This is a genomic window from Streptomyces sp. NBC_00104, assembly GCF_045160825.1.
Classification (GTDB): Bacteria; Actinomycetota; Actinomycetes; order Streptomycetales; family Streptomycetaceae; genus Streptomyces.
This window is the reverse complement of sequence record NZ_CP108215.1, coordinates 2850433-2876435: the sequence shown is the minus strand read 5'-3', so window position 1 is coordinate 2876435 and position 26003 is coordinate 2850433. Positions and strand designations below refer to the sequence as shown.

The 26003-nt window shown below is 71.8% G+C and carries 27 protein-coding genes; 20 read left to right on the top strand and 7 right to left on the bottom strand.

Translation table 11 applies throughout. The features are described from left to right. Positions 1 to 14 precede the first annotated feature (14 nt). From hisD to hisF, 8 genes are read left to right on the top strand one after another with little or no spacing between them, the layout of a single operon-like run. Entirely contained in the window at positions 15 to 1337 is a 1323-nt protein-coding gene (gene hisD / locus OG272_RS12455) for a histidinol dehydrogenase (RefSeq protein ID WP_327730180.1), read from the top strand. Then, positions 1334 to 2443, top strand: a complete 1110-nt coding sequence (locus OG272_RS12450; protein WP_405893285.1) for a histidinol-phosphate transaminase — start codon at positions 1334 to 1336, stop codon at positions 2441 to 2443. The genes hisD and OG272_RS12450 overlap by 4 nt, the downstream gene beginning before the upstream one ends. Continuing rightward, complete coding sequence (hisB, locus tag OG272_RS12445) at positions 2440 to 3033, top strand: imidazoleglycerol-phosphate dehydratase HisB (RefSeq protein WP_326583478.1); 594 nt, start codon at positions 2440 to 2442, stop codon at positions 3031 to 3033. Before OG272_RS12450 ends, hisB begins: the two co-directional genes overlap by 4 nt. After that, positions 3030 to 3194, top strand: a complete 165-nt coding sequence (locus OG272_RS12440) for a hypothetical protein (protein WP_326583479.1) — start codon at positions 3030 to 3032, stop codon at positions 3192 to 3194. Before hisB ends, OG272_RS12440 begins: the two co-directional genes overlap by 4 nt. Continuing rightward, a complete protein-coding gene (gene hisH / locus OG272_RS12435) occupies positions 3185 to 3835 on the top strand; it encodes an imidazole glycerol phosphate synthase subunit HisH (protein WP_326583480.1) in 651 nt (216 codons plus the stop codon). Before OG272_RS12440 ends, hisH begins: the two co-directional genes overlap by 10 nt. A 2-nt stretch (positions 3836 to 3837) precedes the next feature. After that, positions 3838 to 4563, top strand: a complete 726-nt coding sequence (priA, locus tag OG272_RS12430; protein WP_327730182.1) for a bifunctional 1-(5-phosphoribosyl)-5-((5-phosphoribosylamino)methylideneamino)imidazole-4-carboxamide isomerase/phosphoribosylanthranilate isomerase PriA — start codon at positions 3838 to 3840, stop codon at positions 4561 to 4563. Further along, complete coding sequence (locus OG272_RS12425) at positions 4560 to 4961, top strand: RidA family protein (protein WP_326583482.1); 402 nt, start codon at positions 4560 to 4562, stop codon at positions 4959 to 4961. The genes priA and OG272_RS12425 overlap by 4 nt, the downstream gene beginning before the upstream one ends. A gap of 35 nt (positions 4962 to 4996) precedes the next feature. Further along, entirely contained in the window at positions 4997 to 5752 is a 756-nt protein-coding gene (hisF, locus tag OG272_RS12420) for an imidazole glycerol phosphate synthase subunit HisF (RefSeq protein ID WP_326583483.1), read from the top strand. 170 nt (positions 5753 to 5922) lie between these two features. On the opposite strand, the gene OG272_RS12415 is transcribed toward hisF, so the two are convergent. Beyond that, on the bottom strand, positions 5923 to 6558 hold the full coding sequence (locus OG272_RS12415; protein ID WP_326583484.1) for a TIGR03085 family metal-binding protein: 636 nt from the start codon (positions 6556 to 6558) through the stop codon (positions 5923 to 5925). Between the two features lie 220 nt (positions 6559 to 6778). Between OG272_RS12415 and hisI the strand changes: the two genes are divergently transcribed. The 11 genes from hisI (at position 6779) to lgt (ending at position 16318) form a co-directional block, all read left to right on the top strand. Beyond that, a complete protein-coding gene (gene hisI, locus OG272_RS12410; RefSeq protein ID WP_327730184.1) occupies positions 6779 to 7225 on the top strand; it encodes a phosphoribosyl-AMP cyclohydrolase in 447 nt (148 codons plus the stop codon). 11 nt (positions 7226 to 7236) lie between these two features. Next, positions 7237 to 8724, top strand: a complete 1488-nt coding sequence (locus OG272_RS12405; protein ID WP_326583486.1) for an anthranilate synthase component I — start codon at positions 7237 to 7239, stop codon at positions 8722 to 8724. A 52-nt stretch (positions 8725 to 8776) separates the two neighbouring features. Next, entirely contained in the window at positions 8777 to 9421 is a 645-nt protein-coding gene (locus tag OG272_RS12400) for a TIGR02234 family membrane protein (RefSeq protein ID WP_326583487.1), read from the top strand. Positions 9422 to 9566: 145 nt separating this feature from the next. Further along, complete coding sequence (locus tag OG272_RS12395; protein ID WP_326583488.1) at positions 9567 to 9839, top strand: HGxxPAAW family protein; 273 nt, start codon at positions 9567 to 9569, stop codon at positions 9837 to 9839. 73 nt (positions 9840 to 9912) lie between these two features. Further along, on the top strand, positions 9913 to 10410 hold the full coding sequence (locus OG272_RS12390) for a DUF2752 domain-containing protein (protein WP_326583489.1): 498 nt from the start codon (positions 9913 to 9915) through the stop codon (positions 10408 to 10410). Positions 10411 to 10582: 172 nt separating this feature from the next. Continuing rightward, positions 10583 to 11392, top strand: coding sequence for an indole-3-glycerol phosphate synthase TrpC (gene trpC, locus OG272_RS12385; RefSeq protein ID WP_326583490.1), 810 nt, complete (start codon positions 10583 to 10585; stop codon positions 11390 to 11392). Positions 11393 to 11567: 175 nt separating this feature from the next. Next, positions 11568 to 11762: a tryptophan biosynthesis modulator TrpM gene (gene trpM, locus OG272_RS12380; protein WP_405896012.1), complete on the top strand. Its 195-nt coding sequence runs from the start codon at positions 11568 to 11570 to the stop codon at positions 11760 to 11762. A 397-nt stretch (positions 11763 to 12159) separates the two neighbouring features. Then, positions 12160 to 13449 (top strand): tryptophan synthase subunit beta, encoded by a 1290-nt coding sequence (gene trpB / locus OG272_RS12375; RefSeq protein WP_326583491.1) that lies wholly within the window; start codon positions 12160 to 12162, stop codon positions 13447 to 13449. After that, positions 13446 to 14264 (top strand): tryptophan synthase subunit alpha, encoded by an 819-nt coding sequence (trpA, locus tag OG272_RS12370; RefSeq protein WP_405893282.1) that lies wholly within the window; start codon positions 13446 to 13448, stop codon positions 14262 to 14264. Before trpB ends, trpA begins: the two co-directional genes overlap by 4 nt. A 152-nt stretch (positions 14265 to 14416) precedes the next feature. Continuing rightward, positions 14417 to 15193, top strand: a complete 777-nt coding sequence (locus tag OG272_RS12365) for a thioredoxin domain-containing protein (RefSeq protein ID WP_327730186.1) — start codon at positions 14417 to 14419, stop codon at positions 15191 to 15193. Positions 15194 to 15319: 126 nt separating this feature from the next. Next, positions 15320 to 16318 carry a prolipoprotein diacylglyceryl transferase gene (gene lgt / locus OG272_RS12360; RefSeq protein ID WP_326583494.1) on the top strand — a complete coding sequence of 333 codons (999 nt, stop codon included), beginning with the start codon at positions 15320 to 15322 and terminating at the stop codon, positions 16316 to 16318. A gap of 382 nt (positions 16319 to 16700) precedes the next feature. Here lgt and OG272_RS12355 read toward each other — a convergent pair whose 3' ends face one another. The 6 genes from OG272_RS12355 to OG272_RS12330 all read right to left on the bottom strand — a co-directional run bounded on the left by OG272_RS12355 (position 16701) and on the right by OG272_RS12330 (position 24590). Continuing rightward, positions 16701 to 17555, bottom strand: coding sequence for a CoA ester lyase (locus OG272_RS12355; RefSeq protein WP_327730188.1), 855 nt, complete (start codon positions 17553 to 17555; stop codon positions 16701 to 16703). Beyond that, entirely contained in the window at positions 17552 to 18751 is a 1200-nt protein-coding gene (locus OG272_RS12350; protein ID WP_327730189.1) for a CoA transferase, read from the bottom strand. Before OG272_RS12350 ends, OG272_RS12355 begins: the two co-directional genes overlap by 4 nt. Then, complete coding sequence (locus OG272_RS12345) at positions 18748 to 20328, bottom strand: ADP-ribosylglycohydrolase family protein (protein WP_405893280.1); 1581 nt, start codon at positions 20326 to 20328, stop codon at positions 18748 to 18750. Before OG272_RS12345 ends, OG272_RS12350 begins: the two co-directional genes overlap by 4 nt. Further along, positions 20325 to 21491, bottom strand: coding sequence for an ADP-ribosylglycohydrolase family protein (locus OG272_RS12340; RefSeq protein WP_405896011.1), 1167 nt, complete (start codon positions 21489 to 21491; stop codon positions 20325 to 20327). Before OG272_RS12340 ends, OG272_RS12345 begins: the two co-directional genes overlap by 4 nt. Positions 21492 to 21621: 130 nt before the next feature. Continuing rightward, entirely contained in the window at positions 21622 to 22899 is a 1278-nt protein-coding gene (locus OG272_RS12335) for an ADP-ribosylglycohydrolase family protein (RefSeq protein ID WP_326585866.1), read from the bottom strand. A 584-nt stretch (positions 22900 to 23483) separates the two neighbouring features. After that, positions 23484 to 24590 (bottom strand): ADP-ribosylglycohydrolase family protein, encoded by a 1107-nt coding sequence (locus tag OG272_RS12330; RefSeq protein ID WP_326583499.1) that lies wholly within the window; start codon positions 24588 to 24590, stop codon positions 23484 to 23486. A gap of 319 nt (positions 24591 to 24909) precedes the next feature. Between OG272_RS12330 and OG272_RS12325 the strand changes: the two genes are divergently transcribed. Beyond that, the gene (locus tag OG272_RS12325) at positions 24910 to 25638 is read left to right on the top strand and encodes a VIT1/CCC1 transporter family protein (RefSeq protein WP_326583500.1); all 729 of its coding nucleotides are present in this window, start codon (positions 24910 to 24912) and stop codon (positions 25636 to 25638) included. Positions 25639 to 26003: the final 365 nt, after the last annotated feature.

The window sequence follows — 26003 nt, the reverse complement described above, 5'->3', positions numbered from 1 at the left end:
AGAGAATTGGCCCTGTGATCTCCCGAATCGATCTGCGCGGCGAAGCCCTCCCCGAGGGACCCGCCCTGCGCGACCTGCTGCCCCGAGCCGACTTCGACGTCTCGGCCGCCCTGGAGAAGGTGCGGCCGATCTGCGAGGCCGTGCATCATCGGGGCGACGCGGCGCTGATCGACTTCGCGGAGAAGTTCGACGGGGTACGCCTGACCTCCGTACGGGTCCCGGCCGAGGCAATCACGGGGGCGCTGGAACAGCTCGACCCGGCCGTCCGCGCGGCCCTGGAGGAGTCGATCCGCCGCGCCCGCATCGTCCACCGGGAGCAGCGCCGCTCCACGCACACCACCCAGGTCGTCCCCGGCGGCACGGTCACCGAGAAGTGGGTGCCGGTCGAGCGTGTCGGTCTCTACGCCCCCGGCGGCCGGTCGGTGTACCCCTCCTCCGTGATCATGAACGTGGTCCCGGCCCAGGAGGCCGGAGTCCCGTCGATCGCCCTCGCCTCCCCGGCGCAGGCGGAGTTCGACGGCCTCCCGCACCCCACGATCCTCGCCGCCTGCGCACTGCTCGGCGTCGACGAGGTGTACGCGGCCGGTGGCGCCACCGCCGTCGCGATGTTCGCGTACGGCACCGAGTCCTGCCCGCCCGCCCCCATGGTCACCGGGCCGGGCAACATCTGGGTGGCCGCCGCCAAGCGGTACTTCACCGGGGTCATCGGCATCGACTCCGAGGCGGGCCCGACCGAGATCGCGGTCCTCGCGGACGACACCGCCGACCCGGTGCACGTCGCCGCCGACCTGATCAGCCAGGCCGAGCACGATCCGCTCGCGGCCGCCGTGCTCGTCACCGACTCCGTCGCCCTCGCCGACGCCGTCGAGAAGGAGCTGGAGCCGCAGGTCGAGGCCACCAAGCACATCGAGGACCGGATTCGTCCGTCGCTCGCGGGCCGGCAGTCCGCGATCGTCCTGGTCGACGGCGTCGACGAGGGCCTGCGGGTCGTCAACGCGTACGGCGCCGAGCACCTGGAGATCCAGACGGCTCGTCCTCAGGAGGTGGCCGAGCGCGTCGTCAACGCGGGCGCGATCTTCATCGGCCCCTGGGCGCCGGTCTCGCTGGGCGACTACGCGGCCGGCTCCAACCACGTCCTCCCGACCGGCGGCTGCGCCTGCCACTCCTCCGGTCTGTCCGTCCAGTCCTTCCTGCGCGGCATCCACATCGTCGACTACACGAAGGACGCGCTGGCCGAGGTCGCGCACCACGTGGTGACGCTGGCGGAGGCGGAGGACCTGCCCGCGCACGGCGCGGCGATCAAGGCAAGGTTCGGTTGGAAGGTACCTGGCAAGTGAGCTTCGGAATCGACGATCTCCCCGTACGCGACGAACTGCGTGGCAAGAGCCCCTACGGCGCGCCCCAGCTCGACGTCCCCGTACGCCTCAACACCAACGAGAACCCCTACCCCCTGCCCGAGGCACTGGTCGAGCGGATCGCCGAGCGGGTGCGGGACGCGGCCCGGCACCTCAACCGCTACCCGGACCGGGACGCGGTGGAGCTGCGGACGCGGCTCGCCGAGTATCTGACGAAGACGTCCGGATACGGGGTCGATCCGGCAAACGTCTGGGCGGCCAACGGCTCCAACGAGGTCATCCAGCAACTCCTGCAGACCTTCGGCGGCCCCGGCCGTACCGCGATCGGCTTCGAACCGTCGTACTCGATGCACGGGCTGATCTCGCGCGGCACGGGCACCGGCTGGATCTCCGGTCCCCGCAACGACGACTTCACGATCGACCTCGCCGCCGCCGAGAAGGCCATCGCCGAGCACCGGCCGGACGTCGTCTTCATCACCACCCCCAACAACCCCACGGGCAACGCGGTCTCAGGGGAGACCGTGCTCGCCCTGTACGAGGCGGCCCAGGCGGCCAAGCCGTCGATGGTCGTGGTGGACGAGGCGTACATCGAGTTCAGTCACGGCGGCTCGCTGCTGCCGCTGCTCGACGGACGGCCGAACCTCGTCGTCTCGCGGACGATGTCCAAGGCCTTCGGCGCGGCCGGTCTGCGCCTCGGCTATCTCGCCGCGCACCCGGCGGTCGTGGACGCCGTCCAGCTCGTACGGCTGCCGTACCACCTCTCCGCCGTCACCCAGGCGACCGCGCTGGCCGCCCTGGAGCACACCGACACCCTCCTCGGCTATGTCGAACAGCTGAAGACGGAGCGGGACCGGCTGGTCGCCGAGCTGCGAGCCATCGGCTACGCGGTGACCGACTCCGACGCCAACTTCGTGCAGTTCGGCAGGTTCGAGGACGCGCACGAGGTCTGGCGGAGGATCCTCGACCGGGGCGTCCTGGTCCGGGACAACGGCGTACCGGGATGGCTGCGGGTCACCGCCGGAACTCCCGCCGAGAACGACGCGTTCCTCGACGCGGTACGTGATTTGAAGAAGGAGCAGAGCGCATGAACCGCGTAGGACGCGTGGAGCGGACCACCAAGGAGACGTCGGTCCTCGTCGAGATCAATCTCGACGGCACGGGCAGGACGGAGATCTCCACCGGGGTCGGCTTCTACGACCACATGCTCGACCAGCTCGGCCGCCACGGTCTGTTCGACCTGACCGTGAAGACCGACGGTGACCTGCACATCGACTCCCACCACACCATCGAGGACACCGCCCTCGCGCTGGGCGCCGCCTTCAAGCAGGCCCTCGGCGACAAGGTGGGCATCTACCGCTTCGGCAACTGCACGGTCCCGCTGGACGAGTCCCTCGCCCAGGTCACCGTCGACCTGTCCGGCCGCCCCTACCTCGTGCACACCGAGCCCGAGAAGATGGCGCCGATGATCGGCGAGTACGACACCACGATGACCCGGCACATCCTGGAGTCCTTCGTCGCGCAGGCGCAGATCGCGCTGCACGTGCACGTGCCGTACGGGCGCAACGCGCACCACATCGTCGAATGCCAGTTCAAGGCGCTGGCCCGGGCGCTGCGCTACGCCTCCGAGCGCGACCCGCGCGCGGTCGGCATCCTGCCCTCCACGAAGGGCGCGCTGTGAACGGGCTCTCCACCGTCCTGATCGTCGTCGGCCTCTTCCTGGTCGGCGGGATCATCTCGTTCGCCAAGCAGCAGATGCCGAAAAGCCTGATCACACTGCTCTCGATCGGCGCCGCGATGTGTCTTGTCGCGGGCATCATGCGGCTGGAGGTGTGGAATTGAGCACGGCGTCCAAGAAAGTGGTCGTCTTCGACTACGGCTTCGGGAACGTGAGGTCCGCCGAGCGCGCCCTCGCGCGCACGGGGGCCGAGGTCGAGATAACGCGTGACTTCGACAGGGCCATGAACGCGGACGGGCTGCTGGTGCCCGGCGTCGGCGCGTTCGCCGCCTGTATGAAGGGGCTGAAGGAGGCGCGCGGCGACTGGATCATCGACCGCCGGCTCTCCGGCGGCCGTCCGGTGATGGGCATCTGCGTCGGCATGCAGATCCTCTTCGCGCGCGGTATCGAGCACGGCGTGGAGACCGAGGGCCTCGACGAGTGGCCCGGCGCGGTCGAGCCGCTCCAGGCCGAGATCGTGCCCCACATGGGCTGGAACACCGTCGACGCCCCGGCCGACACGACCCTGTTCGCCGGCCTGGACACCGACGCCCGCTTCTACTTCGTGCACTCCTACGCCGTCCACGACTGGTCCCTGGAGACGCACAACCCCACCCTGACCGCCCCCAAGGTCACCTGGTCGACGCACGGCAAGCCCTTCGTGGCGGCCGTGGAGAACGGCGCCCTGTGGGCCACCCAGTTCCACCCCGAGAAGTCCGGCGACGCCGGAGCGCAGCTGCTGAACAACTGGATCGGAACCCTGTAGCCATGGCAAAGCTCGAACTCCTTCCCGCCGTCGACGTCCGTGACGGCCAGGCGGTCCGGCTCGTCCACGGCGAGTCCGGCACCGAGACCTCCTACGGCTCCCCGCTGGAGGCCGCCCTCTCCTGGCAGCGCGCGGGCGCCGAGTGGCTGCACCTGGTCGACCTGGACGCCGCGTTCGGCACCGGCGACAACCGTGAGCTGGTGGCCGAGGTCACCCGGGCGATGGACATCAAGGTCGAGCTGTCCGGAGGCATCCGGGACGACGCCTCCCTGGCGAAGGCCCTGGCCACCGGCTGCACCCGGGTCAACCTCGGCACCGCCGCCCTGGAGACCCCCGAGTGGGTCGCCAAGGTCATCGCCGAACACGGCGACAAGATCGCGGTGGGCCTGGACGTGAAGGGCACGACCCTGCGCGGCCGCGGCTGGACCCGCGACGGCGGCGACCTCTACGAGACGCTGGAGCGCCTCGACAAGGAGGGCTGCGCCCGCTACGTCGTCACGGACATCGCCAAGGACGGCACCCTCCAGGGCCCCAACCTGGAACTGCTGCGCAATGTGTGCGCCGCCACGGACCGTCCGGTCGTGGCGTCCGGCGGCGTCTCGTCCCTCGACGACCTGCGCGCCATCGCCGAGCTGGTGCCTCTCGGTGTCGAGGGCTCCATCGTCGGGAAGGCCCTGTACGCGAAGGCGTTCACCCTGGAAGAGGCCCTGGAGGCTGTGTCGTCATGACGTCCGAAGCGTCCGAAGCCGTGCGGCGGGTGCAGAGCGGGAATCCCTGGGAGGAGTCCTTCGGTTCCGCGCGGGCCGTCGCGGCGGGCGATCGCGTCCTGGTGGCGGGCACCACGGCCTTCAAGGGCGATGTGCTGTACGGGGAGGGCGACCCGTACGAGCAGGCCAAGGTGGCCTTCACCAGCGCGATCGAGGCGCTCGGCGAGTTCGGACTCGGGGCGGAGTCCGTGATCCGTACGCGGATGTACCTGACGCACATGCGGGACGTCGAAGAGGTGGGGCGGGCCCACAAGGAACTCTTCGACCCGGTGCGTCCGGCCGCGACCCTGCTGGTCGTGGACGGTTTCGTCGACCCGCGCATCCTTGTCGAAGTAGAAGTCGAAGCATTCAGAGGTTAGGCCTTTCTCAGGTCTTTTAAGGAGCCGTGGATCTCATGACCCTGGCGGTCCGAGTCATCCCCTGCCTGGACGTGGACAACGGCCGGGTCGTCAAGGGCGTGAACTTCCAGAACCTGCGCGACGCGGGCGACCCCGTCGAGATGGCCAAGGTGTACGACGCCGAGGGCGCCGACGAGCTGACGTTCCTCGACATCACCGCCTCGTCGGGCAACCGCGAGACGACCTACGACGTGGTGCGCCGCACCGCCGAGCAGGTCTTCATCCCGCTGACGGTCGGCGGCGGCGTCCGCACGGCCGAGGACGTGGACAAGCTCCTGCGCGCGGGCGCGGACAAGGTCGGCGTCAACACGGCGGCGATCGCCCGTCCCGAGCTGATCCGTGAGATCGCCGAGCGGTTCGGCCGCCAGGTGCTGGTGCTCTCGGTCGACGCCCGCCGGACCGAATCCGGATCCTTCGAGGTCACCACCCACGGCGGCCGCAAGGGCACCGGCCTCGACGCCGTCGAGTGGGCCCACCGGGCCGCCGAACTGGGCGCCGGCGAGATCCTGCTCAACTCGATGGACGCGGACGGCACCAAGGACGGCTACGACCTGGAGATGATCACCGCCGTCCGCAAGCACGTCACCGTCCCCGTCATCGCCTCCGGCGGCGCCGGCAAGCTGGCGGACTTCTCCCCGGCCATCGAGGCGGGCGCCGACGCCGTCCTCGCCGCCTCCGTCTTCCACTTCGGCGACCTGCGCATCGGCGAGGTCAAGGACGCGCTGCGGGGGGCGGGCCACCCTGTGCGGTGACGTCGCGCTCCGCTCCGTTCGAGCCCCGGCCGCCTGAGGGAGGCCGGGGCTTTCCGCCGGGTCGGGCGTACGGCGGGCCGCCGTACGCGGGACCCGGCCATACGGCGGGCCCGCGCCGGGTCGGGCATACGGCGGCCCGGCTCGGATCCCCACGCTCGGATCCCCGACGTTCAGATCCCCAGTTGCTTCGTCTCGTGCAGCTTGGCGATCGCGTCCTTCTCGCCCTCCAGTTCCACGTCGGCCACCTGCTGGCGGCCGTACAGGAACAGCAGCAACTCGGAGGGCTCGCCGGTGACGGTGACGACGGGGGCGCCGCGGTGGGCCACCGCGGTCTGGCCGTCGGGGCGGCGCAGGACCAGACCGGTGGGGGCGCCGCGGCCCATGAGGCGGGCGGTGCGCTCCAGACGGGACCAGAGGGCGTCCTGGAAGACGTGGTCGAGTTCGCGCGGGGACCAGTCGGGCTGGGCGCGGCGGATGTCCTCGGAGTGGACATAGAACTCGATCGTGTTCGACGCCTCGTCGATCTGCTTGAGGGAGAAGGGCGAGAAACGCGGCGGACCGGTACGCACGAGCTGGATCAGCTCCTCGTACGGCTTCGCGGCGAACTCCTCCATCACCCGGTCCAGGCGCGACGCGAGCTGCTTGATGAGGATGCCCCCGGCGGCGTCGGGGCGGCGCTCGCGCACCACCACGTGCGCGGCCAGATCACGGGTCGTCCAGCCCTCGCACAGGGTGGGAGCATCAGGGCCCGCTGTCTCCAACAGGTCGGCGAAGAGAAGCCGTTCACGCTTGGCATGGGTCGACATGTCAGCCAGCCTACGACCGGACCGCCGCTCCGCCCAGCGCAGGTCCCGGCCGATGCGTCGTGGCGGTGCGTGGTGGCGATGCGGAACAGGGGATGCGGAACAGCGGAACAGGGGATGCGGAACAGAGGATGCGGGGGCGGGTTGCCGTTCGTACGACAAGAAGGTCCGGCCTGTGGACAACGGGCGAGGCCGGTCGACGCGGCGCGGCACAATGGCACGCATGACCAGCACGCCGTCCTCCAGCAGCCCCCGTAGTCCCGGAGTCCCCACCGGCCCCGGCACTCCCAGCGCGCTGGACCCCCGGATCGCCGCGCGCCTCAAGCGCGGCGCCGACGGGCTCCTGCCCGCCATCGCCCAGCAGTACGACACCGGTGAGGTGCTCATGCTCGGCTGGATGGACGACGAGGCCCTGCATCGCACGCTCACCACCGGGCGCTGCACGTACTGGTCGCGCAGCCGCCGCGAGTACTGGGTGAAGGGCGACACCTCCGGCCACTTCCAGTGGGTGAAGTCCGTCGCCCTGGACTGCGACGCCGACACCGTCCTCGTCAAGGTCGACCAGGTCGGCGCCGCCTGCCACACCGGCGCCCGCACCTGCTTCGACGAGGACGTCCTCAAGGCCGTCGAGGGCGGCGCCGATTCCGACGTACCGTCACTGGATCAGTAAGGTCAGCCGCCATGGACCTCGAGACGTTCCGCAAGCTGGCCACCGACCGCCGGGTCATCCCCGTCAGCCGCAAGCTCCTCGCCGACGGCGACACCCCGGTCGGGCTCTACCGCAAGCTCGCCGCCGAGCGCCCCGGTACGTTCCTCCTGGAGTCGGCGGAGAACGGCCGCACGGCATTCAAATGGTCTCGCTACTCCTTCGTGGGCGTCCGCAGCCACGCCACCCTCACCGCCCGCGACGGCCAGGCCCACTGGCTCGGCACCCCGCCCGTCGGCGTCCCGGCGGACGGCGACCCCCTGGCCGCGCTGCGCGCCACCATCGAGGCGCTCCACACCCCCCACCAGGAGGGCATGCCGCCCTTCACCGGCGGCATGGTCGGCTACCTCGGCTACGACATCGTGCGCCGCCTGGAGAAGATCGGCCCCGGCGAGCGGGACGACCTCCGGCTGCCCGAGCTGACCATGCTGCTGACGAGCGACCTGGCGGTCATGGACCACTGGGAGGGCTCGGTCCTGCTGATCGCCAACGCCATCAACCACAACGACCTGGACACCGGCGTCGACGAGGCCTACGCCGACGCCGTCGCCCGCCTCGACGCCATGCAGACCGACCTCGCCCGGCCCGTCGCCCAGCCCCCGGCGGCCCTCCCGCCCTCCGAGCTGCCCGAGTACACCGCGCTGTGGGGCGGCCCCGACTTCCAGGAGGCCGTCGAGGACATCAAGGAGCGCATCCGGGCCGGCGAGGCCTTCCAGGTCGTCCCCTCGCAGCGCTTCGAAACGCCGTGCACGGCAAGCGCGTTGGACGTCTACCGGGTCCTCCGGGCGACCAACCCCTCCCCGTACATGTACCTGTTCCGGTTCGACGGCTTCGACGTCGTCGGGTCCTCCCCCGAGGCCCTGGTCAAGGTCGAGGACGGGCAGGCCATGGTCCACCCCATCGCCGGCACCCGGCACCGGGGCGCGACCCCGCAGGAGGACCAGGCCCTCGCCGACGAACTGCTCGCCGACCCCAAGGAGCGCGCCGAGCACCTGATGCTCGTCGACCTGGGCCGCAACGACCTGGGCCGGGTCTGCGAACCGGGCTCGGTCGAGGTCGTCGACTTCATGTCCGTCGAGCGGTACTCGCACGTGATGCACATCGTGTCCACCGTCACCGGCAGGGTCGCGCCGGGCCGGACGGCCTTCGACGTCCTGACCGCCTGCTTCCCCGCCGGCACCCTCTCCGGAGCCCCGAAGCCGCGCGCCATGCAGATCATCGACGAACTGGAGCCGTCCCGCCGGGGCCTCTACGGCGGCTGCGTCGGCTATCTCGACTTCGCGGGCGACTCCGACACCGCCATCGCCATCCGCACGGCCCTCCTGCGGGACGGCACGGCGTACGTCCAGGCCGGCGCCGGCATCGTCGCCGACTCCGACCCCGTAGCCGAGGACACCGAGTGCCGCAACAAGGCCGCGGCGGTCCTGCGCGCGGTGCACACGGCCAACCGACTCGGACAATAGGGCGCTTCTCACGTCAACCCCGGGTGACAACCCACCCGGGGGGCAGGCGATAGTGGACCACGTGACCGCAGTACCTCACCCCCGATCCGAACCCGCGTCTCTCCGCTCCGGCCGGCGCAGCCTCGCCCTGGCGCTGCTCAGCGGTGCCCTCGGCGCGGCCGTCGTGCTGCTCGCCACCCGTCAGCGCTGGTCGGAGGGCACCATCACGGTGGCCGGCGGCCCCTTCCCGCTGACCGTCAGGGGCAGCGACGTCACGGGCGTGCCGGCGTCCCTGGCCATAGTGGGCCTCGCCGCGCTCGTCGCCGTCTTCGCCGTACGCCGGTCCGGGCGCGTCCTGGTCGCCGTCCTGCTCGCCCTCTCCGGCGCGGGCACGATCGCCGCCGCGCTGCTCGGCGCGTACGACAGCTCGGCGCTCGACGACAAGGCGGCCGAGGCCTCCGGCGACAGCGCCGCGACCGTCGACGCGCTCAGCCACACCGGCTGGCCGTACGTCGCGGCCGTCGGCGGCGCGCTCATCCTGCTCGCCGGGCTGCTCGCGCTCCGCTACGGACGCCTGTGGCCCACGATGTCCGGCCGCTACGAGCGCGACGGCACCCCCCGGCCCCGCAAGGCCAAGCCCGTCGACCCCGACCGGCCCGAGGACATGTGGAAGGCCCTGGACCGAGGTGAGGACCCCACGGGCCCCGACCCGGCCTAGGGCCTGGGGGGCGGGAAGCGGGAGTGGACACCCCCGCTCAAGGCACTCGTACACGTACGGGACAATGGACGACGAGCGTCCGACTCAGCACAGGCATCGAGCGACACGCATCGAGCACCACGCAATGAACAACGAGGAGCAAGTCATGGCGGGCAGCAGCCACGGTCACACCCCGGCCGCCTGGACCGGCGTCACCATCGCCTTCATCGGTTTCTGCGTCTCGGGCGCCTACATGGTGATGGCCCAGCCGCTGGGATTCTGGGCCGGCATGGTCATCGTCGTCCTCGGCGGCGTCGTCGGCATGGTCATGCGCGCCATGGGCATGGGCCAGCCGAAGGACGCACACGCCGTGTACGAGACGGCGACGGTACGCACCGCCGCCGCGACGACCCCCGAGCCGGCCGGCGCCAAGAGCTGACTTCCGGGTGAGGGGCGTCCGGCACCATCGCCGGGGCGCCCCTCTCGCGCGCGTACGCCCCGCGCGGGGCAGAATGCGGTGTGTGAACGCCGAGACTCAGCCCGCCGCGCCACCGCCGCGTACCGGAACGGCCGATGCGACCGCCGTCGACGCGGGCCGTGGCCGCGACACGGGCCGCGCGTGGGGCGGGCTCTGGGTGCCCGCCGCAGTACTCGCGGCCGTCGGCGGTGCCTTCGCGTACGTCGCGGCCGTGGACCCCAACGAGCCCGGCCACTACCCGGTCTGCCCGCTGTGGCGTTTCACCGGCCTCTACTGCCCCGGCTGCGGCGGCCTGCGCAGTGCGCACGCCTTCGCCCACGGGGACATCGCGACCGCCGTCACCGACAACGCGCTGGCCGTGGCGGGCTTCCTGGGCTTCGCGGTGCTGTGGACCGTCTGGGTGGTCCATGCGGCGCGCGGGCGACCCCTGCGCCTCCGGTTCGGCCCTGTCCACATGTGGTCGATCGGCGCGTTGGCGCTGGTCTTCACGGTTGTCCGGAACTTGCCGTTCGGTGGCTGGCTGCATCCTTGATCAAACGGCGAACGTCCAGGTAGTGGGACCGCCGTCAACCGGATGCGAGGCCTACGCCTTCCTCCGGATACCATCGCAGTGAACTGCCTGAACCCTGAGAACCGCTCGACTGTCAATACATGACCGTCAAACGTTGTCACCGATTTTCACCGTCTGAAAGGGGGCCGCTCGCGTGAGTGTGCTCGACGAGATCATCGACGGAGTCCGTGCCGACCTCGCGGAGCGGCAGGCGCGCGTCAGCCTCGACGAGCTCAAGGAGCGCGCGGCGAAGGCTCCGGCGGCCAAGGACGGCGTGGCCGCGCTGCGCGGCGACGGCGTCAAGGTGATCTGCGAGGTCAAGCGGTCCAGCCCCTCCAAGGGCGCGCTCGCCGCGATCGCCGACCCGGCCGGCCTCGCGGCCGACTACGAGGCGGGCGGCGCGGCGATCATCTCCGTCCTCACCGAACAGCGCCGCTTCGGCGGCTCGCTGGCCGATCTGGAGGCCGTCCGCGCGCGCGTGGACATCCCCGTCCTGCGCAAGGACTTCATCGTCACCTCCTACCAGCTGTGGGAGGCCCGGGCGTACGGCGCCGATGTGGTCCTGCTGATCGTCGCGGCCCTCGACCAGCCGGCGCTGGAGTCGCTGATCGAGCGCGCCGAGTCCATCGGCCTGACCCCGCTCGTCGAGGTCCATGACGAGGACGAGGTCGAACGCGCGGTCGACGCGGGTGCCCGTGTGATCGGCGTCAACGCGCGCAACCTCAAGACCCTCGAGGTCGACCGCACCACGTTCGAACGGGTCGCCCCCGAGATCCCCGACTCCATCGTCAAGATCGCCGAGTCCGGCGTGCGGGGCCCGCACGACCTCATCGCCTACGCCAACGCCGGCGCCGACGCGGTCCTGGTGGGCGAGTCCCTCGTCACCGGCAAGGACCCCAAGACCGCCGTCGCCGACCTCGTCGCCGCGGGCGAGCACCCGGCGCTGCGGCACGGGCGGGGCTGACCCGGCCATGACCAGCCGCGCCTTCGCCGCCGACCGGCCGGGGTTCGCCCCCGCCGGGGCGGCGGGGTGCGCGCGGTCGGACGCGGCATCGGACGCGCCATCGGACACGGTCTCGTCGCCCGTGCCGGCCGATGTCGCCCACATGGGTGATCCGGGGCCGGTACGCTGTGCCCCGATGTTCTCGATCTCCATGACGACCAGGGACCCCTACGCCCGCCTCGCGCGCGGGTGCCGTCCCCGTGGCTGCCGGGCGCCCGCCCGCCGCGTCCACGGGCGCCGGGTCCGGTACGTCATCGGCGACGAGCCGGGCCAGGTGAACGGCATGCGATGGCCCCGGACTCGTGCGCGCCGACTCCCCGCGGGCAGCTGAGCCGCCTCTCCCTTCCGTGAACGCCGGGTGTTTCGTCCCCGGCGATCGGTGAGGGCACTTCCGGCCGGTTCGGCACCGCCGATCGCCGCCCCGTGGCAGCCCGCCGTCGCGGCGGGTGGATCGGGACGGCGGGTGGCGGCTTCCGCGGATCTGCGGCCGTCCCGAGCTCCTCGGGCCTCCCGAGCGCTGCGGGCCTCCTGAGCGCTCCGGGTGTCCCGAGTGCCGTGGGACGTTCCCGGTGCCGTGGAGCATCCCGACTGCCGGGGCGAGGCCCGGTGTTCGGACGCTCCCGCTGCTCGGAACCCGCTTCCGGCGAAGGGGAACGGCGTGCGCGTACGTGATCACTGTGAGCCATAGTCCGACCAACGACGGGGCTACGCCCCTGCGAGGTAACCGCATGTCCAGTGAGTTCTTCATTCCCGACCCCGAGGGTCAGGTTCCCAGTGCCGAGGGGTATTTCGGCGCGTTCGGCGGCAAGTTCATCCCGGAGGCGCTCGTCGCCGCCGTGGACGAGGTCGCCGTGGAGTACGACAAGGCGAAGCACGACCCCGAGTTCGCGCGTGAACTCGACGATCTGCTCGTGCACTACACGGGGCGGCCCAGTTCGCTCACCGAGGTGCCCCGGTTCGCCGAGCACGCCGGTGGCGCGCGGGTGTTCCTCAAGCGCGAGGACCTGAACCACACCGGTTCGCACAAGATCAACAACGTGCTCGGGCAGGCCCTGCTCACCAAGCGCATGGGCAAGACACGGGTCATCGCCGAGACGGGCGCGGGCCAGCACGGCGTCGCCACCGCCACGGCCTGCGCGCTCTTCGGCCTCGACTGCACGATCTACATGGGCGAGATCGACACCCAGCGGCAGGCCCTGAACGTCGCCCGCATGCGCATGCTCGGCGCCGAGGTCGTCGCCGTGAAGTCCGGCTCCCGGACCCTCAAGGACGCCATCAACGAGGCGTTCCGGGACTGGGTCGCCAACGTCGACCGCACGCACTACCTGTTCGGGACCGTGGCCGGGCCCCACCCCTTCCCCGCCATGGTCCGCGACTTCCACCGGGTGATCGGGGTCGAGGCACGGCGGCAGATCCTCGAACGCGCCGGACGGCTGCCCGACGCCGCCGTCGCCTGTGTCGGCGGCGGGTCCAACGCGATCGGGCTCTTCCACGCCTTCATCCCGGACGCCGACGTACGCCTCATCGGCTGTGAACCCGCGGGTCACGGCATCGAGACCGGTGAGCACGCGGCCACGCTGACCGCCGGCGAGCCGGGCATCCTGCACGGCTCGCGCTCCTACGTCCTGCAGGACGAGGAAGGGCAGATCACCGAGCCCTACTCGATCTCCGCGGGGCTCGACTACCCGGGCATCGGCCCCGAACACGCGTACCTCAAGGACAGCGGTCGCGGCGAGTACCGCGCGGTCACCGACGACGCGGCCATGCAGGCGCTGCGTCTGCTGTCGCGCACTGAGGGCATCATCCCGGCCATCGAGAGCGCCCACGCGCTCGCCGGTGCCCTGGAGGTCGGCAGGGAACTGGGCAAGGACGGGCTGATCGTCGTCAACCTGTCCGGGCGCGGCGACAAGGACATGGACACGGCCGCGCGCTACTTCGGCCTGTACGAAACCGGTGCCGACGCCGAGGTCGCCGCCGACGCGGCCGATCTCGCCGAGATCGAGGGGGACGCCAAGTGAGCGGGAACATCCAGCTGTTGAGTGACACCCTCGCCGCCGCCAAGGCGGAGGAGCGGTCCGCGCTGATCGCCTATCTGCCGGCCGGGTTCCCGACCGTCGACGGCGGTATCGCCGCCATCAAGGCGGTCTTCGAGGGTGGCGCCGACGTCGTCGAGGTCGGGCTGCCGCACAGCGACCCGGTCCTCGACGGTCCCGTCATCCAGACCGCCGACGACATCGCCCTGCGCGGCGGCGTCAAGATCGCGGACGTGATGCGTACGGTCCGGGAGGCCTTCGAGGCCACCGGGAAGCCCGTACTCGTCATGACGTACTGGAACCCCATCGACCGCTACGGCGTCGAGCGCTTCACGGCCGAGCTCGCTCAGGCGGGCGGCGCGGGCTGCATCCTGCCCGACCTGCCCGTCCAGGAGTCGGCGCTGTGGAGGGAGCACGCGGAGAAGCACGGGCTCGGCACGGTCTTCGTGGTCGCGCCCAGCAGCAAGGACGCCCGGCTCGCGGAGATCACCGCGGCGGGCAGCGGCTTCGTCTACGCGGCTTCGCTGATGGGTGTCACGGGCACCCGGGAATCGGTGGGAGCGCAGGCCCAGAACCTGGTGGAACGCACCCGGGCCACGGGCTCGGGCCTGCCGGTCTGCGTCGGCCTCGGCGTCTCCAACGCCGAGCAGGCCGCGGAGGTCGCCGGGTTCGCCGACGGCGTGATCGTCGGCTCCGCGTTCGTGAAGCGGATGCTGGACGCGCCCGACGAGGCCGCCGGTCTGGACGCCGTACGGGAACTGGCGGGCGACCTGGCGAAGGGCGTACGCCGGGGCGCGTGACCGGTGTGTGCCCCGGCGCGCCGAGGGGGCTCGTGACGTTCACCCGTTTGTCGTACGGGGATCACTGGACGTAACGGGTCATCCGCTCACCCGAACGGGTGGAAGTGGGATCGGGGAGGCGCGGTGCGCCTCCCCGGTTCGTTCTGCGGGATGTGAGCGAGAAGAACCGTGAGGGAAAGCGCACCGCCCGGGAACGCCTGGCGGAGGAGCGCGAGAAGCAGAAGGCCGCCGAGAAGCGCCGTCGGGTGCTGATCGTGGGCGCCGCGGTGCTGTGCGTGCTGGGGCTGGCCGCCGTGATCGGCGTCGTCGCGGCGAACGCCGGCAAGGACGACGACGCCGACACCGCGGGCCCGGTCGTGGCGCCCTCGGGGGCCAACGGCGAGGACAGCCTCGCGATTCCCGTCGGGGACACCGGCGCGAAGTCGACCCTCTCGGTCTGGGAGGACTTCCGCTGCCCGGCCTGCAAGTCCTTCGAGGACGCCTACCGCTCGACGGTCCACGAGCTGACCGAGGCCGGAAAGCTCAAGGTCGAGTACCACCTCGCCACCCTGATCGACGGGAACATGGGCGGCAGCGGCTCCCGCAAGGCCGCCAACGCCGCGGCGTGCGCGCAGAACGAGGGCAGGTTCCCGGCGTACCACGACGTGCTCTTCCAGAACCAGCCCGCCGAGACGAGCGACGACTTCGCCAGTGAGGCCAAGCTCCTCGACCTGGCGAAGAAGGTGGACGGGCTGGACACCGCCGCCTTCCGCACCTGCGTCGAGGACGGTACGCACGACAGCTGGGTCGCCAAGTCGAACGAGGCCTTCCAGAAGGGCGGCTTCTCCGGCACACCCAGCGTCTTCCTCAACGGCACCAACATCTACGCGGACCAGTCCATGACCCCCGCCAAGCTGAAGCAGATGGTCGAGGCGAAGGCCCAGGGGTGAGTCGCGTGTGAGCCGAGGGGCTGCGGGGGGCCGTGGGGCGTCAAGGCAGGAGGGGTACGGCGTTATGGACCCGTTGCCGGGGTGCCTGCCGTCGGCCGGGCCCGGCAGGGTAGCGTCGACCCTGCCATGGAACTTGCCTACATTCCCAGCCCGTCGCGCGGGGTGCTGTACCTCGGTCCCGTCCCGCTGCGCGGCTACGCCTTCTGCATCATCATCGGTGTCTTCGTGGCCGTCTGGCTCGGCAACAAACGCTGGGTCGCGCGGGGCGGACGGGCCGGCACGGTCGCCGACATCGCGGTCTGGGCCGTGCCGTTCGGTCTGATCGGCGGGCGCCTCTACCACGTGATCACGGACTACGAGCTGTACTTCAGCGAGGGCCGTGACTGGGTGGACGCCTTCAAGGTCTGGGAGGGCGGCCTCGGCATCTGGGGCGCGATCGCCCTCGGGGCGGTGGGCGCGTGGATCGGGTGCCGTCGGCGCGGCATCCCGCTGCCCGCGTACGCCGACGCCGTCGCGCCCGGCATCGCCCTGGCGCAGGCGATCGGGCGGTGGGGCAACTGGTTCAACCAGGAGCTGTACGGGGAGCGGACGGATGTGCCGTGGGCCCTGGAGATCACGTCCTCCACGGACGGGCGGGTGCCGGGCACCTACCACCCGACCTTCCTCTACGAGTCGCTGTGGTGCATCGGTGTCGCGGTCCTCGTCATCTGGGCCGACCGGCGCTTCAAGCTCGGGCACGGGCGGGCGTTCGCCCTGTACGTCGCCTCGTACTGCGCGGGGCGGTTCTGGATCGAGTACATGCGGGTCGACGACGCCCACCACATCCTCGGGCTGCGCCTCAACAACTGGACCGCGCTGTTCGTCTTCATCCTCGCCGTGATCTACATCGTCCTGTCGGCCCGGAAGCGGCCGGGGCGGGAAGAGGTCGTCGAGCCGGGTGCCTCCGACGGTGACGGGGACGAGGGTGCTGCCGCGGCGGACCTGGAGAAGGGCGAGCAGCAGGACGACGGGGACTCGGAGTCGGCGGAGCCTTCGGGTGAGGCCGATGCGAAGGCCGAGAAGGATGCGGAGGCCTCCGGCTCCGGGGGCGAGAAGAAGAAGGCCGAGTCCGCTGAGAAGAGCTGAGGTATCGCTCCGGTCGCTGTGATCCGCCGCTCCGTGTCGGATGTTCCCCACCCACCCGCCCCTTTCGGGGCGGGTGGGTTTTTGGTTTTTTGGGTTTCGGGGTGGATGGGGAGACGGGCGGGGGCGGGGTGACTGAGGTCGTGGGGCGGGTGCGGGTTCGGTGGGGCTTCTCGCGCAGTTCCCCGCGCCCCTGAAAGACCAGGCCCTGCGGGCCTGGAGACGACGCGGCCATCGGGCCGCAGAAAGAAGCAAGGGGCGCAGCCCCTGCTTCTCAGGGGCGCGGGGAACTGCGCGACCAGCCCCCACCGGACCCGCACCGGGGGGTTGAAGGGGCGTAGCCCCTGAAGGACGGGACGGGACGGGTAGGGGCGGCGGGGGCGGATCAGCGTCTGGTGGGGCGGTTGGCGAGGGACAGGGTTCTGTGGGCGGCGGCCACGACGGCCGGGTCGATGAAGCGGCCGTCGGGGAGGGCCTGGGCGCCGGGGTCGCTGGTCGCGGCTTCGAGGGTTTCCTCGGCCGACTCGATTTCCCGCGCGGTGGGGGCGTAGGCGCGTTCGATCACCGGGAGTTGGCGGGGGTGGATGGCGGCGCGGCCGAGGAAGCCCAGGGCTCGGCCGTGGGCGGAGGAGGCGGCCAGGCCTCCGAGGTCCTTCGTGTCCGGGTAGATCGACTGGGCGGGGGAGGGCAGGCCCGCGGCGCGGGCGGCGAGGATCACTCGGGAGCGGGGCCAGTCGAGGGCCTGGTCGTGGCGGACGGCCAGGTCGGCTCGGAGGTCCGCCTCGCCGAGGGCGATGCCCTGGAGGGCGGGGTGGGCGGTGGCGACGTCGTAGGCCCGTTCCACGCCCAGGGCCGATTCGAGGAGGGCGTACAGGGGGATCGCTCCCCCTTCCGCGGGCGCGGTTCGCTCCGCGACCCTCGCGATCTCGACGGGAGACGTGATCTTCGGGAGGCGGAAGGCCGTCAGTCCGGGGAGGGGGGAGAGGGCCTTGAGGTCCTCCTCGGCCTGCGGGGTGTTCAGGGCGTTCACGCGTACGTGGACCGGGACGGGTGGCCGGGCCGAGAGCAGTTCGGCCGTGGCCGCGCGGGCGTAGTCCTTGCGGTCGGGGACCACCGCGTCCTCCAGGTCCACGATCACCACGTCCGCGCCGGAGGCCAGGGCCTTGGTCACCACCTCCGGGCGGTCGCCGGGGACGTACAGCCAGGTCAGGGGAAATGGTGTCGTCGACTGGAGGGTCACAGGGCGCCCTCCTGACGGAGGGTCTCGATGTCCGGTCCGGACAGGCCGAGTTCGGTCAGGACCGAGTCCGTGTCGGCGCCGTGCGGGCGGCCCGCCCAGCGGATCGCGCCGGGGGTCGCGGAGAGGCGGAAGAGGACGTTCTGCATGCGCAGGGGGCCGAGTTCGGGGTCGTCGACGGTCGTGATCGTGTCCAGGGCGCGGTACTGGGGGTCGGTCATCACCTCGCGTACGTCCTGGATGGGGGCGACCGCCGCCTCCGCCTTCTCGAACGCCTCGATGACCTCCTCCCGGGTGTGCCGGGCGATCCACGCGCCGACCGCCTCGTCCAGGACGTCCGCGTGACGGGCCCGGTCCGCCCCCGAACCGAACCAGGGCTCGTCGATCAGCTCGGGGCGGCCGACCAGGCGCATCACCCGCTCCGCGATCGACTGGGCCGAGGTGGAGACGGCCACCCAGGAACCGTCCGCCGTCCGGTAGGTGTTGCGGGGCGCGTTGTTGGCGGAGCGATTGCCCGTGCGGGGCTGGACGTGGCCCAGTTGGTCGTACCAGAGGGGCTGGGGGCCGAGGACGGTGAGGATCGGCTCGATGATCGCCATGTCGACCGTCTGTCCCTCGCCGGTACGGTCACGGGCGGCGAGCGCGGTCATCACCGCGTACGCCGTCGCCAGACCCGCGATCGAGTCTGCCAGGCCGAAGGGCGGCAGGACCGGTGGGGCGTCCGGCTCGCCGGTGATCGCGGCGAAGCCGCTCATCGCCTCGGCGAGTGTGCCGAAGCCGGGGCGGTGCGCGTACGGGCCGAACTGGCCGAAGCCGGTGACCCGGGCGAGGACCAGGCGTGGGTTCGCCGCCGACAGCTCCTTCCAGCCCAGGCCCCATTTCTCCAGGGTGCCGGGACGGAAGTTCTCGATGATCACATCGGCGGTGGCGGCGAGGCGGAGGAGGGTGTCCCGGCCGCCGGGGGTGGAGAGGTTCAGCGTCAGTGTGCGCTTGTTGCGGCCCAGCAGTTTCCACCACAGGCCCACGCCGTCCTTCGACGGGCCGTGGCCGCGGGACGGGTCCGGCTTCGTGGGGTGCTCGACCTTGATGACCTCCGCGCCGAAGTCGCCGAGCATCGTGGCGGCGAGGGGGCCGGCGAAGAGGGTGGCGAGGTCGAGGACGCGGAGGTGGGAGAGCGGGGGGTCGTACGCCTGCGTCATGGGTGGGGGGTCTCCCGGAGGGTGAGGTGGGCCAGGGTGTCGAAGCCGATGCCGTTGAAGTCGGCGATCGAGGTGGCCAGGCGGTTCTTGAGGGGGGTCGTCCAGCGGTCGGGGAGTGCGTCCGGGGAGCCGGTCAGGAGGCCCGCGATGCTGCCCGCCGTCGCGCCGTTGGAGTCGGTGTCCCAACCGCCGGACACCGCACGGCAGATGGAGGCCGCGAAGTCGCCGTCCGCGTGCGTGAGGGCGGCGGTGAGCAGGGCCGTGTTGGGGAGGGCGTGGACCCAGTGGTGGTCGGCGTAGGTGTTGTGGAGTTCGTCGACGACCGTGTCGAAGTCGCTTGTCTCCCTGCTGAGTCGGAGGGCGTGGGTGATCGCCTTCGCCAGGCGGGAGTCCGGGGGGACGACCTTGAGGCCGGTACGCAGGCAGTGGTGGACGTCATGGGCGCCGGTGGCCGCTTCCGCGATGGTGGCCGCGATGAACATCGCCGCGTAGACGCCGTTCGCGGTGTGGGTGAGGGTGGCGTCGCGGTGGGCCTGTTCGGCCGCGGTGGCCGGGTCGCCGGGGTTGGTCCAGCCGTGGACGTCCGCCCGGATCAGGGCGCCGATCCATTCGCGGAACGGGTTGCGGTGGCGGGCCGTGTGAGGTGGCTCGATGCCGGTGAGGAGGTTGCGGTAGGCGATGCGTTCGGCGGTGAAGGTGCGGCCTGCGGGGAGTTCGTCCAGCCAGAGGGTCGCTACGTCGGTGGTGGTGAAGTCACGGCCGTGGCGGGCGAGCAGGAGGAGGTTGAGGAGGGGGTAGTTGAGGTCGTCGTCCTCGGGCATGCCGTCGATGTTCTCGGCGAGGGAGGTGGGGGCCGAGCGGCGGTTCCAGGGGTGGGTGGCGAGGAGGTCCGGGGGGACGCCTCGGGCGGTGAACCAGGTGGTCAGGGGCCAGTTGCCGGTGGAGGCGGCGAGTTGGCGGGTGGCTGTGAGGGGGAGTTTCTCCACGGGTTTGCCGAGGAGGCACCCGGCGGCTCGGCCCAGCCATGCGGCTTCGAGGCGGGGGAGGTAGGCGGCCGGGCTGGGAGGGGTTTCTTCCCCGAGCCCGCCCCGTCCCGAAGCTGGGGGCTCCGCCCCCGGACCCCCGGGCGTTGCGCTGACCGGTGCTGACAGCGTGCCGCCTGCGCACATCTGTGCCCCCCGGGCTGCCTCGGAGGCCTCGGAGGCCTCCGAGGCCCTGGCGGCCCTGGCGGCCCTGGCGGCCCCGGCGGTACGACCGGCCGCAGGGTGGGACGGGTGGGAGGGGCGGACGGGCCAGTTCTCGCACAGGGCCTTGATCCTGCTCAGCTCCGTCGGCTCACTCTCCGCCAAGCTGCTGGGCAGGTCCGCCAGTTCGTCGAGCAGGTCCTCGGCGAGCTGGCGGAGGTAGCGGGACACCCGTTCCGGGGAGGCGCCGGCGCGCAGCGGAGCCGGGGGGCCGCCCGCCGCATGCCAGCGGGCGGCGATGGCCGAGGGTGCGCGGCCGTCCTGGCGGGCCTGGCGGAGCTCGTGGCCGAGGAGGTCTTCCGGTTGGACCCAGGTGAGGCGGAGGGGGGTCACCGGACCGGGGCCAGGGTGGTGAAGGCGGACTCGTGGGCGCGGCGGCGGTGTACGTCCCGGGTGTGGATCCGGAGCGTGACCTCCGTCAACGTCCGGGCGGGGGCGTGCAGATCCAGACGGCTTGCCTCCGCCACTGTCTTGGCCCAGTCGGACGGGACCTCCGAGCCCAGTGCGCCCGCGAGGGCGCCCGACATCGTGGCGATCGAGTCGCAGTCGCGGCCGTAGTTCACCGAACCCAGGACGGCGTGCCGGAAGTCGCCGCGGGCCACGAGCAACATGCCCAGGGCGATGGGGAGTTCCTCGATCGCGTGGAGGCGGGAGGGGCGGCGGGCGCCGAGAGAGGGGGCGCGGTAGTCGGGGCCGACCGTGTCGAACGGGGTCACCGCCTCGCGGAGCGGCCGTAGCGCCGACTCGAAGTCCGTGTACCGGCGGGCCACTTCGCCCACGGACTCGATCGCCGCGCGGGTACCGTCCTTCGCCACGGCGAGGCAGGTCTCGATCACCGACTCGGGGCTCGCGCCCGGCGTGCACGCCGCCGCGACCGCCGCCGCGAACACGCCCGCCGCCTCCCTGCCGTACGACGACTGGTGGGCCCCCGCGATGTCGAGGGCCTCGGCGTACGCGCCGAGCGGGTTGGCGGCGTTGACCAGGCCGACGGGGGCCATGTACATCGCGGCGCCGCAGTTGACGATGTTGCCGGTGCCGGCCTCGCGGGGGTCGATGTGGCCGTAGTGGATGCGGGCGACGAGCCACTTCTCGGCGAGGAAGACCCGTTGGAGGGGGAGGGCCTCCGCCTCCAGTTCGGGGATCCAGCGCGGGGTCGTCATCATGTCCGGCACCAGGTGCTCGGCGACGGCGTACGCGTCCAGGTGGTCGCGTACGCGGTCGTACACCCGTACAAGCGCGTGGGTCATCAAGGTGTCGTCGGTGACGTGGCCGTCGCCCTTGTGGTATGGGGCGATGGGGCGGGCGGTGCGCCAGCCGTCGCCGTTCCAGGGGCCGACGATGCCGTGGACACGGCCGCCGTGGCGTTCGAGGATCTGCTCCGGGGTGTAGCCCTCGACCGGGCCGCCGAGGGCGTCGCCGACGGCGGCGCCGACCAGGGCGCCGGTGATGCGCTCTTCGAGGCTTGGCCCTGCGCTCGGCTCTGCGCTTGCCTCAATACTTGCTTCAGTGCTTGCTTCGGCACTTTCGGCACTGCTGGGCCGCTCAGCGCTTTCGGTACGTTCAGCGCTTGCTTCGGCTTGGGGTGTTGTGTGCCGGTTTGCTTCCCTTGGGGGCGTCATACCCGAATCATCCACCTGGGGTGGCGAGTTCCGTGGCTGCGAGAAGTTCGGCGAGGTGTACGAGATCGGTGCCGGTGAGGCGGGGGAGTGCGCAGCCGGAGAGAGTGCGGCAGGCGTCGCGCCAGGCGTCGGGGAGGGCGGCGCCGCCGCTGAGCGCGCCGGTCAGGGCGCCGGCGAGGGCCGGAGCGGAGTCGGCGACGCGGGAGAGGCAGGCGGCGGCGGGGACGGCCTCGGCGATCCGCCCCTCGGCGGCGGTGGCCAGGGCGAGTGCCACGGGGACGGTCTCGGCGGCGGCGATGCCGTAGCTGTAGACGTGGTCGACGATCTGGTGCTCCAGGAGCGGGACCAGAGCGAAGGTTCCTTCTTTTCTGTGGCGGTGGGCGAGGTCCAGGGCGTGGCGGGCGTTGCGGCCGATCTCCGTCTCGGCGGGGAGTTCGGCCAGGGCCGCCGCGGTGCAGTCGTCCACGTCCGCGCCGACGAGCGCCAGCGCGAGCGCGGCGGCCATCGCGCGGGCGCCGTGCACGCCGTCGCCGTCCTGGGTGTAGCGGGCGTCGAACTCGGCGAGGTCGGCGGCGCGTCGGGGGTCGCCCGGGTGGGCCACGGCCAGGACGCAGGCGCGTACGCAGGCCGCGTCGTCGAAGTAGTGCGGGTTGTCGTGGCCGGTGGCGGGTGGGCGCAGACCGGTGGCGAGGTTGCCCAGGCCGGCGCGTACGGAGATACGGGCGCGCAGGGGGAGGACGGCGGACTCGACCTCGGGGGCGCGTTCGGCGGCGGCGGCGATCTCGCTGGCCACGGCGTTCCAGGAGAGGTCGATCGAGGCGCGGGTGCGGCGTTCCAGGCTGAGGTCGCCGAGGGCGGCGGCGTCGCCGGCGCGCAGGAGGGCCTCCGCGGCGAACGCCGCCCATTCCGCGTCGTCGGAGGGGCCGAGGCGGAGGGGCTCGGGGGGCTGGTTGAGGGCGATGGGGACCGGGAGTGTGGTGGTGGCGTTCTGCTCGGCGAAGGTGTCCAGTTCGCGGGTGAGGCGGCGGGTCCACTCCGGCATGCGGGCGGCTCGGTGGCGGGCGGCGGGCCAGCCGGCGGCGTCGCCCGCGGCCAGGCCGAGGAGGAGGCCCTCGATACGGCGGGGGTGTGGGGGGTGCGGGTGTGGGGGGTGTGCCGGACCGGCCTCGGCTTCGCCTTCGGCCGGTTCGTTCCCACCCGCACCACCCGTGCGACTTTCGTCGTCGGGTGCGGGTGGCCCCTGTGGGGGGACCTCGCCGTCGGCGACCGCGGGTCGCCGGGCGATCGGCTTCGCCGTGCTCGCGGGTGCGGCTCCGAGCGGCTTCACCACGACCGTCGGTTCACCGTGGACGGGCTCCGCCACGACCGTGAGCTCGGCGGCGGCCTGCCGGGCCGGCACTGTGGGTCCAGGGTCGATCGGCGTCGCCGCGATCGAGGGTGTGGCTTCGGCCGGCCCCGCCGTCAGCACCGACTCGGTGAAGTCGCCGTCGGCCGCCTGCGTCGCGACCGCCGGATCGGTCCCGTCGGGTGTGTTCGCCACCCCCGATGGGTGCGTTGCGCGGGACATCGTCCCGTCGTACGGCGCGGGTGTTGCCGGAAGCGTGGTCTCGTCGTACGGCGCGGGTGTTGCCGGAAGCGTGGTCTCGTCGTACGGCGCAGGCGTTGCCGTGTGCGTGGTCTCCTCGTGCGGCCCGGGTGTCGCCGTGTGTGTGGTCCCGTCGTGCGGCCCGGGTGTCGCCGTGTGTGTGGTCCCGTCGTGCGGCCCGGGTGTCGCCGTGTGTGTGGTCCCGTCGCGTGGCGAGCGCGGCGGCTCCTCGTGCGGTGTGGAGGGTGGGGCGGGTGTGGTGTCGTCCCACGGTGTGGGTGGGGTCATGAAGGGGTCTCCGTTCGGGTGGCCGGGGACGGGGTGAAGGTGGCCGGAGGGGGCGGGGGCCACTCTTCGCGGTGGAGGGGGCGTGCCGTGGTGCCCCATTTGCCGCCCTCGCCGGGGACCAGGAGTTCTGCCACGTCCAGGACGTGGTGGCCTGCCATGGAGGGGAGGCAGCTGCCTCGTGCCGGGCCGATGGCGGTGGTCCAGTCGGGCGGGATCGACGACGCGCCCCGGGTCGCTCCGGCCAGGGCGCCGGCGACGGCGGCGGTCGTGTCGGCGTCGCGGCCCATGTTCACCGCCGTCAGCACCGACTCGGTGAAGTCGCCGTCGGCCGCCGCGTAGGCGCCGAAGGCGAGGGCGACGGCTTCGGGGGCGAGGTCGGTCCAGGGATAGCCGCCGATGACGACGGCGGAGCGGACCGCGCGTTCGCCGCGGTGGGCGACGGCCACCGCCCGGCGCAGGGAACGGGCCGTCCAGGAGTCGTCGGGGATCACGGCGAGGGCGGAGGCGACGACCGCGATGGTGGGGGCGCCCGCCATCGCCGCCGCCACTCCCGCCGCGACCGCCTGGCCGCCGTAGATGCCCTCGCCGTCGTGGCTGACCGAGCCGTCGATCGCGACCAGGCGGGCGGCCTCCGCCGGGCGGCCCGCGGCGAAGACGCCGAAGGGGGCAGCGCGCATGGCCAGGCCGTCGCTCCAGGCGTGCCGGTGCTGGGCGGAGATCGGCGCGGCCAGGCCCCGGCGAAGGTTCTCCAGGGTGCCGCGTTCGCTGAAGCCGGCGCCCCGGAACGGGCCCTCGTCCCGGTCCGCGATCCACTGGTGCCAGGCCGTCTCCACATGCGTGACGGTGAGCGCCGAGCCGTGCCGGGCCAGCAGCAGGCCGGAGAAGATGGCGTACTCGGTGTCGTCCGTGCCCGAGGGGTTCTCGGCCACGTATCCCGTGATGCGCCCCCAGCGCGCGCGGATCTCGGAGGGTTTCATGTTCTCGGCGGGCGCCCCCAGCGCGTCCCCGACGGCGAGCCCGAGCATGGCCCCGCGTGCCCGTTCGCGGAGGTCGGCGGCGTCCCCCGGCGCCGGAACCGGAGGAATGCAGGCGATGGAAGGCATATGGCGCCTCTCTGGCCCTGGGGCAGGTCTGGCCCTGTGGGCAGTTGATCCGCTCTGAAGGTTGGGAGGTTGGGAAGGTCTGGAGGGTCTGGAGGGTTCGGAGTTTCGAAGATTTCCGCTGTGAAGATCTCTGCCACATCGGGTGCCTCACCGGCTGCCGGAACGCCCGCGTATCACCCGGTCGACATCTGTGCAGGCTCGTGTACGAATGAGCGGCAACGGTTTCTCGAACAACTGTCAACCCAGGTAAGTACGGCCTTCCTTGCTGGCAGAAGCAATTTTCCGAGCGTACGTTCGACGTGAGGAAAGGGGCTTGATCATGGCGATCATCGACACCGAAGCCGCGTTGCACGAGGCGCACCGTGACAACCACACCCACCGGGACGTGAACGGCGGCTGGCTGCGGCCCGCCGTGTTCGGGGCGATGGACGGGCTCGTGTCCAACCTGGCGCTGATGACCGGTGTCGCGGGCGGGTCGGCCGGCCGGGAGGCGGTCGTCGTCGCCGGGCTCGCGGGGCTCGCCGCCGGAGCCTTCTCCATGGCCGCCGGCGAATACACCTCGGTGGCCTCACAGCGGGAGCTCGTCGAAGCCGAACTCGACGTCGAGCGGCGGGAGTTGCGCAAGCACCCCAAGGACGAGCAGGAGGAGCTGGCCGCGCTCTACGAGAGCCGGGGGGTCGACCCGGCGCTCGCCCGGGAGGTCGCGCGGCAGCTCTCGCACGACCCCGAGCAGGCCCTGGAGATCCATGCGCGCGAGGAGCTGGGTGTCGATCCCGGCGACCTTCCCTCGCCGGCCGTCGCCGCCGTGTCGAGCTTCGGCTCCTTCGCGCTGGGCGCCCTGCTCCCCGTAGTGCCGTATCTGCTCGGCGCGAGCGCGCTGTGGCCCGCCGTGCTGGTGGCGCTCGTGGGGCTCTTCGGCTGCGGTGCGGTGGTGGCCAGGGTGACGGCCCGACCCTGGTGGTTCAGCGGTCTGCGGCAGCTGGCCCTCGGGGGTGCCGCGGCGGGTGTGACGTACGCCCTGGGCAGCTTGTTCGGGGCGGCCGTATGATGGATCGGATGGCTACGTATGCGCGGGACCGCATAAGTAGCCGTTACCAGGCGGTTTCGAATGCTTAACCGCTGGGCATGAGCCGTAAGCGCCGCGGGCAACGACGCCCGCCAAGCACCTGAAGTAGTGGGCGACGACGCCTCCTGCGCCCCGGTCGACCGACACTGATCTGTCCGGTCGGCTCCCCTTGATCACGCCACCGTGTGCGGCACCCCCTCCGCGCCCCCCTGGCGTCCGCATGTTGGGACGAAGTATCCGGTTCCCGAGAATCGTTCCATCATGTAACCTGCACGAAATTTTGCACTTTACGCAGAGGGCCAGCGTCGTCCCTCGGCACACGCATATGCCAGATGACGACGACGGGA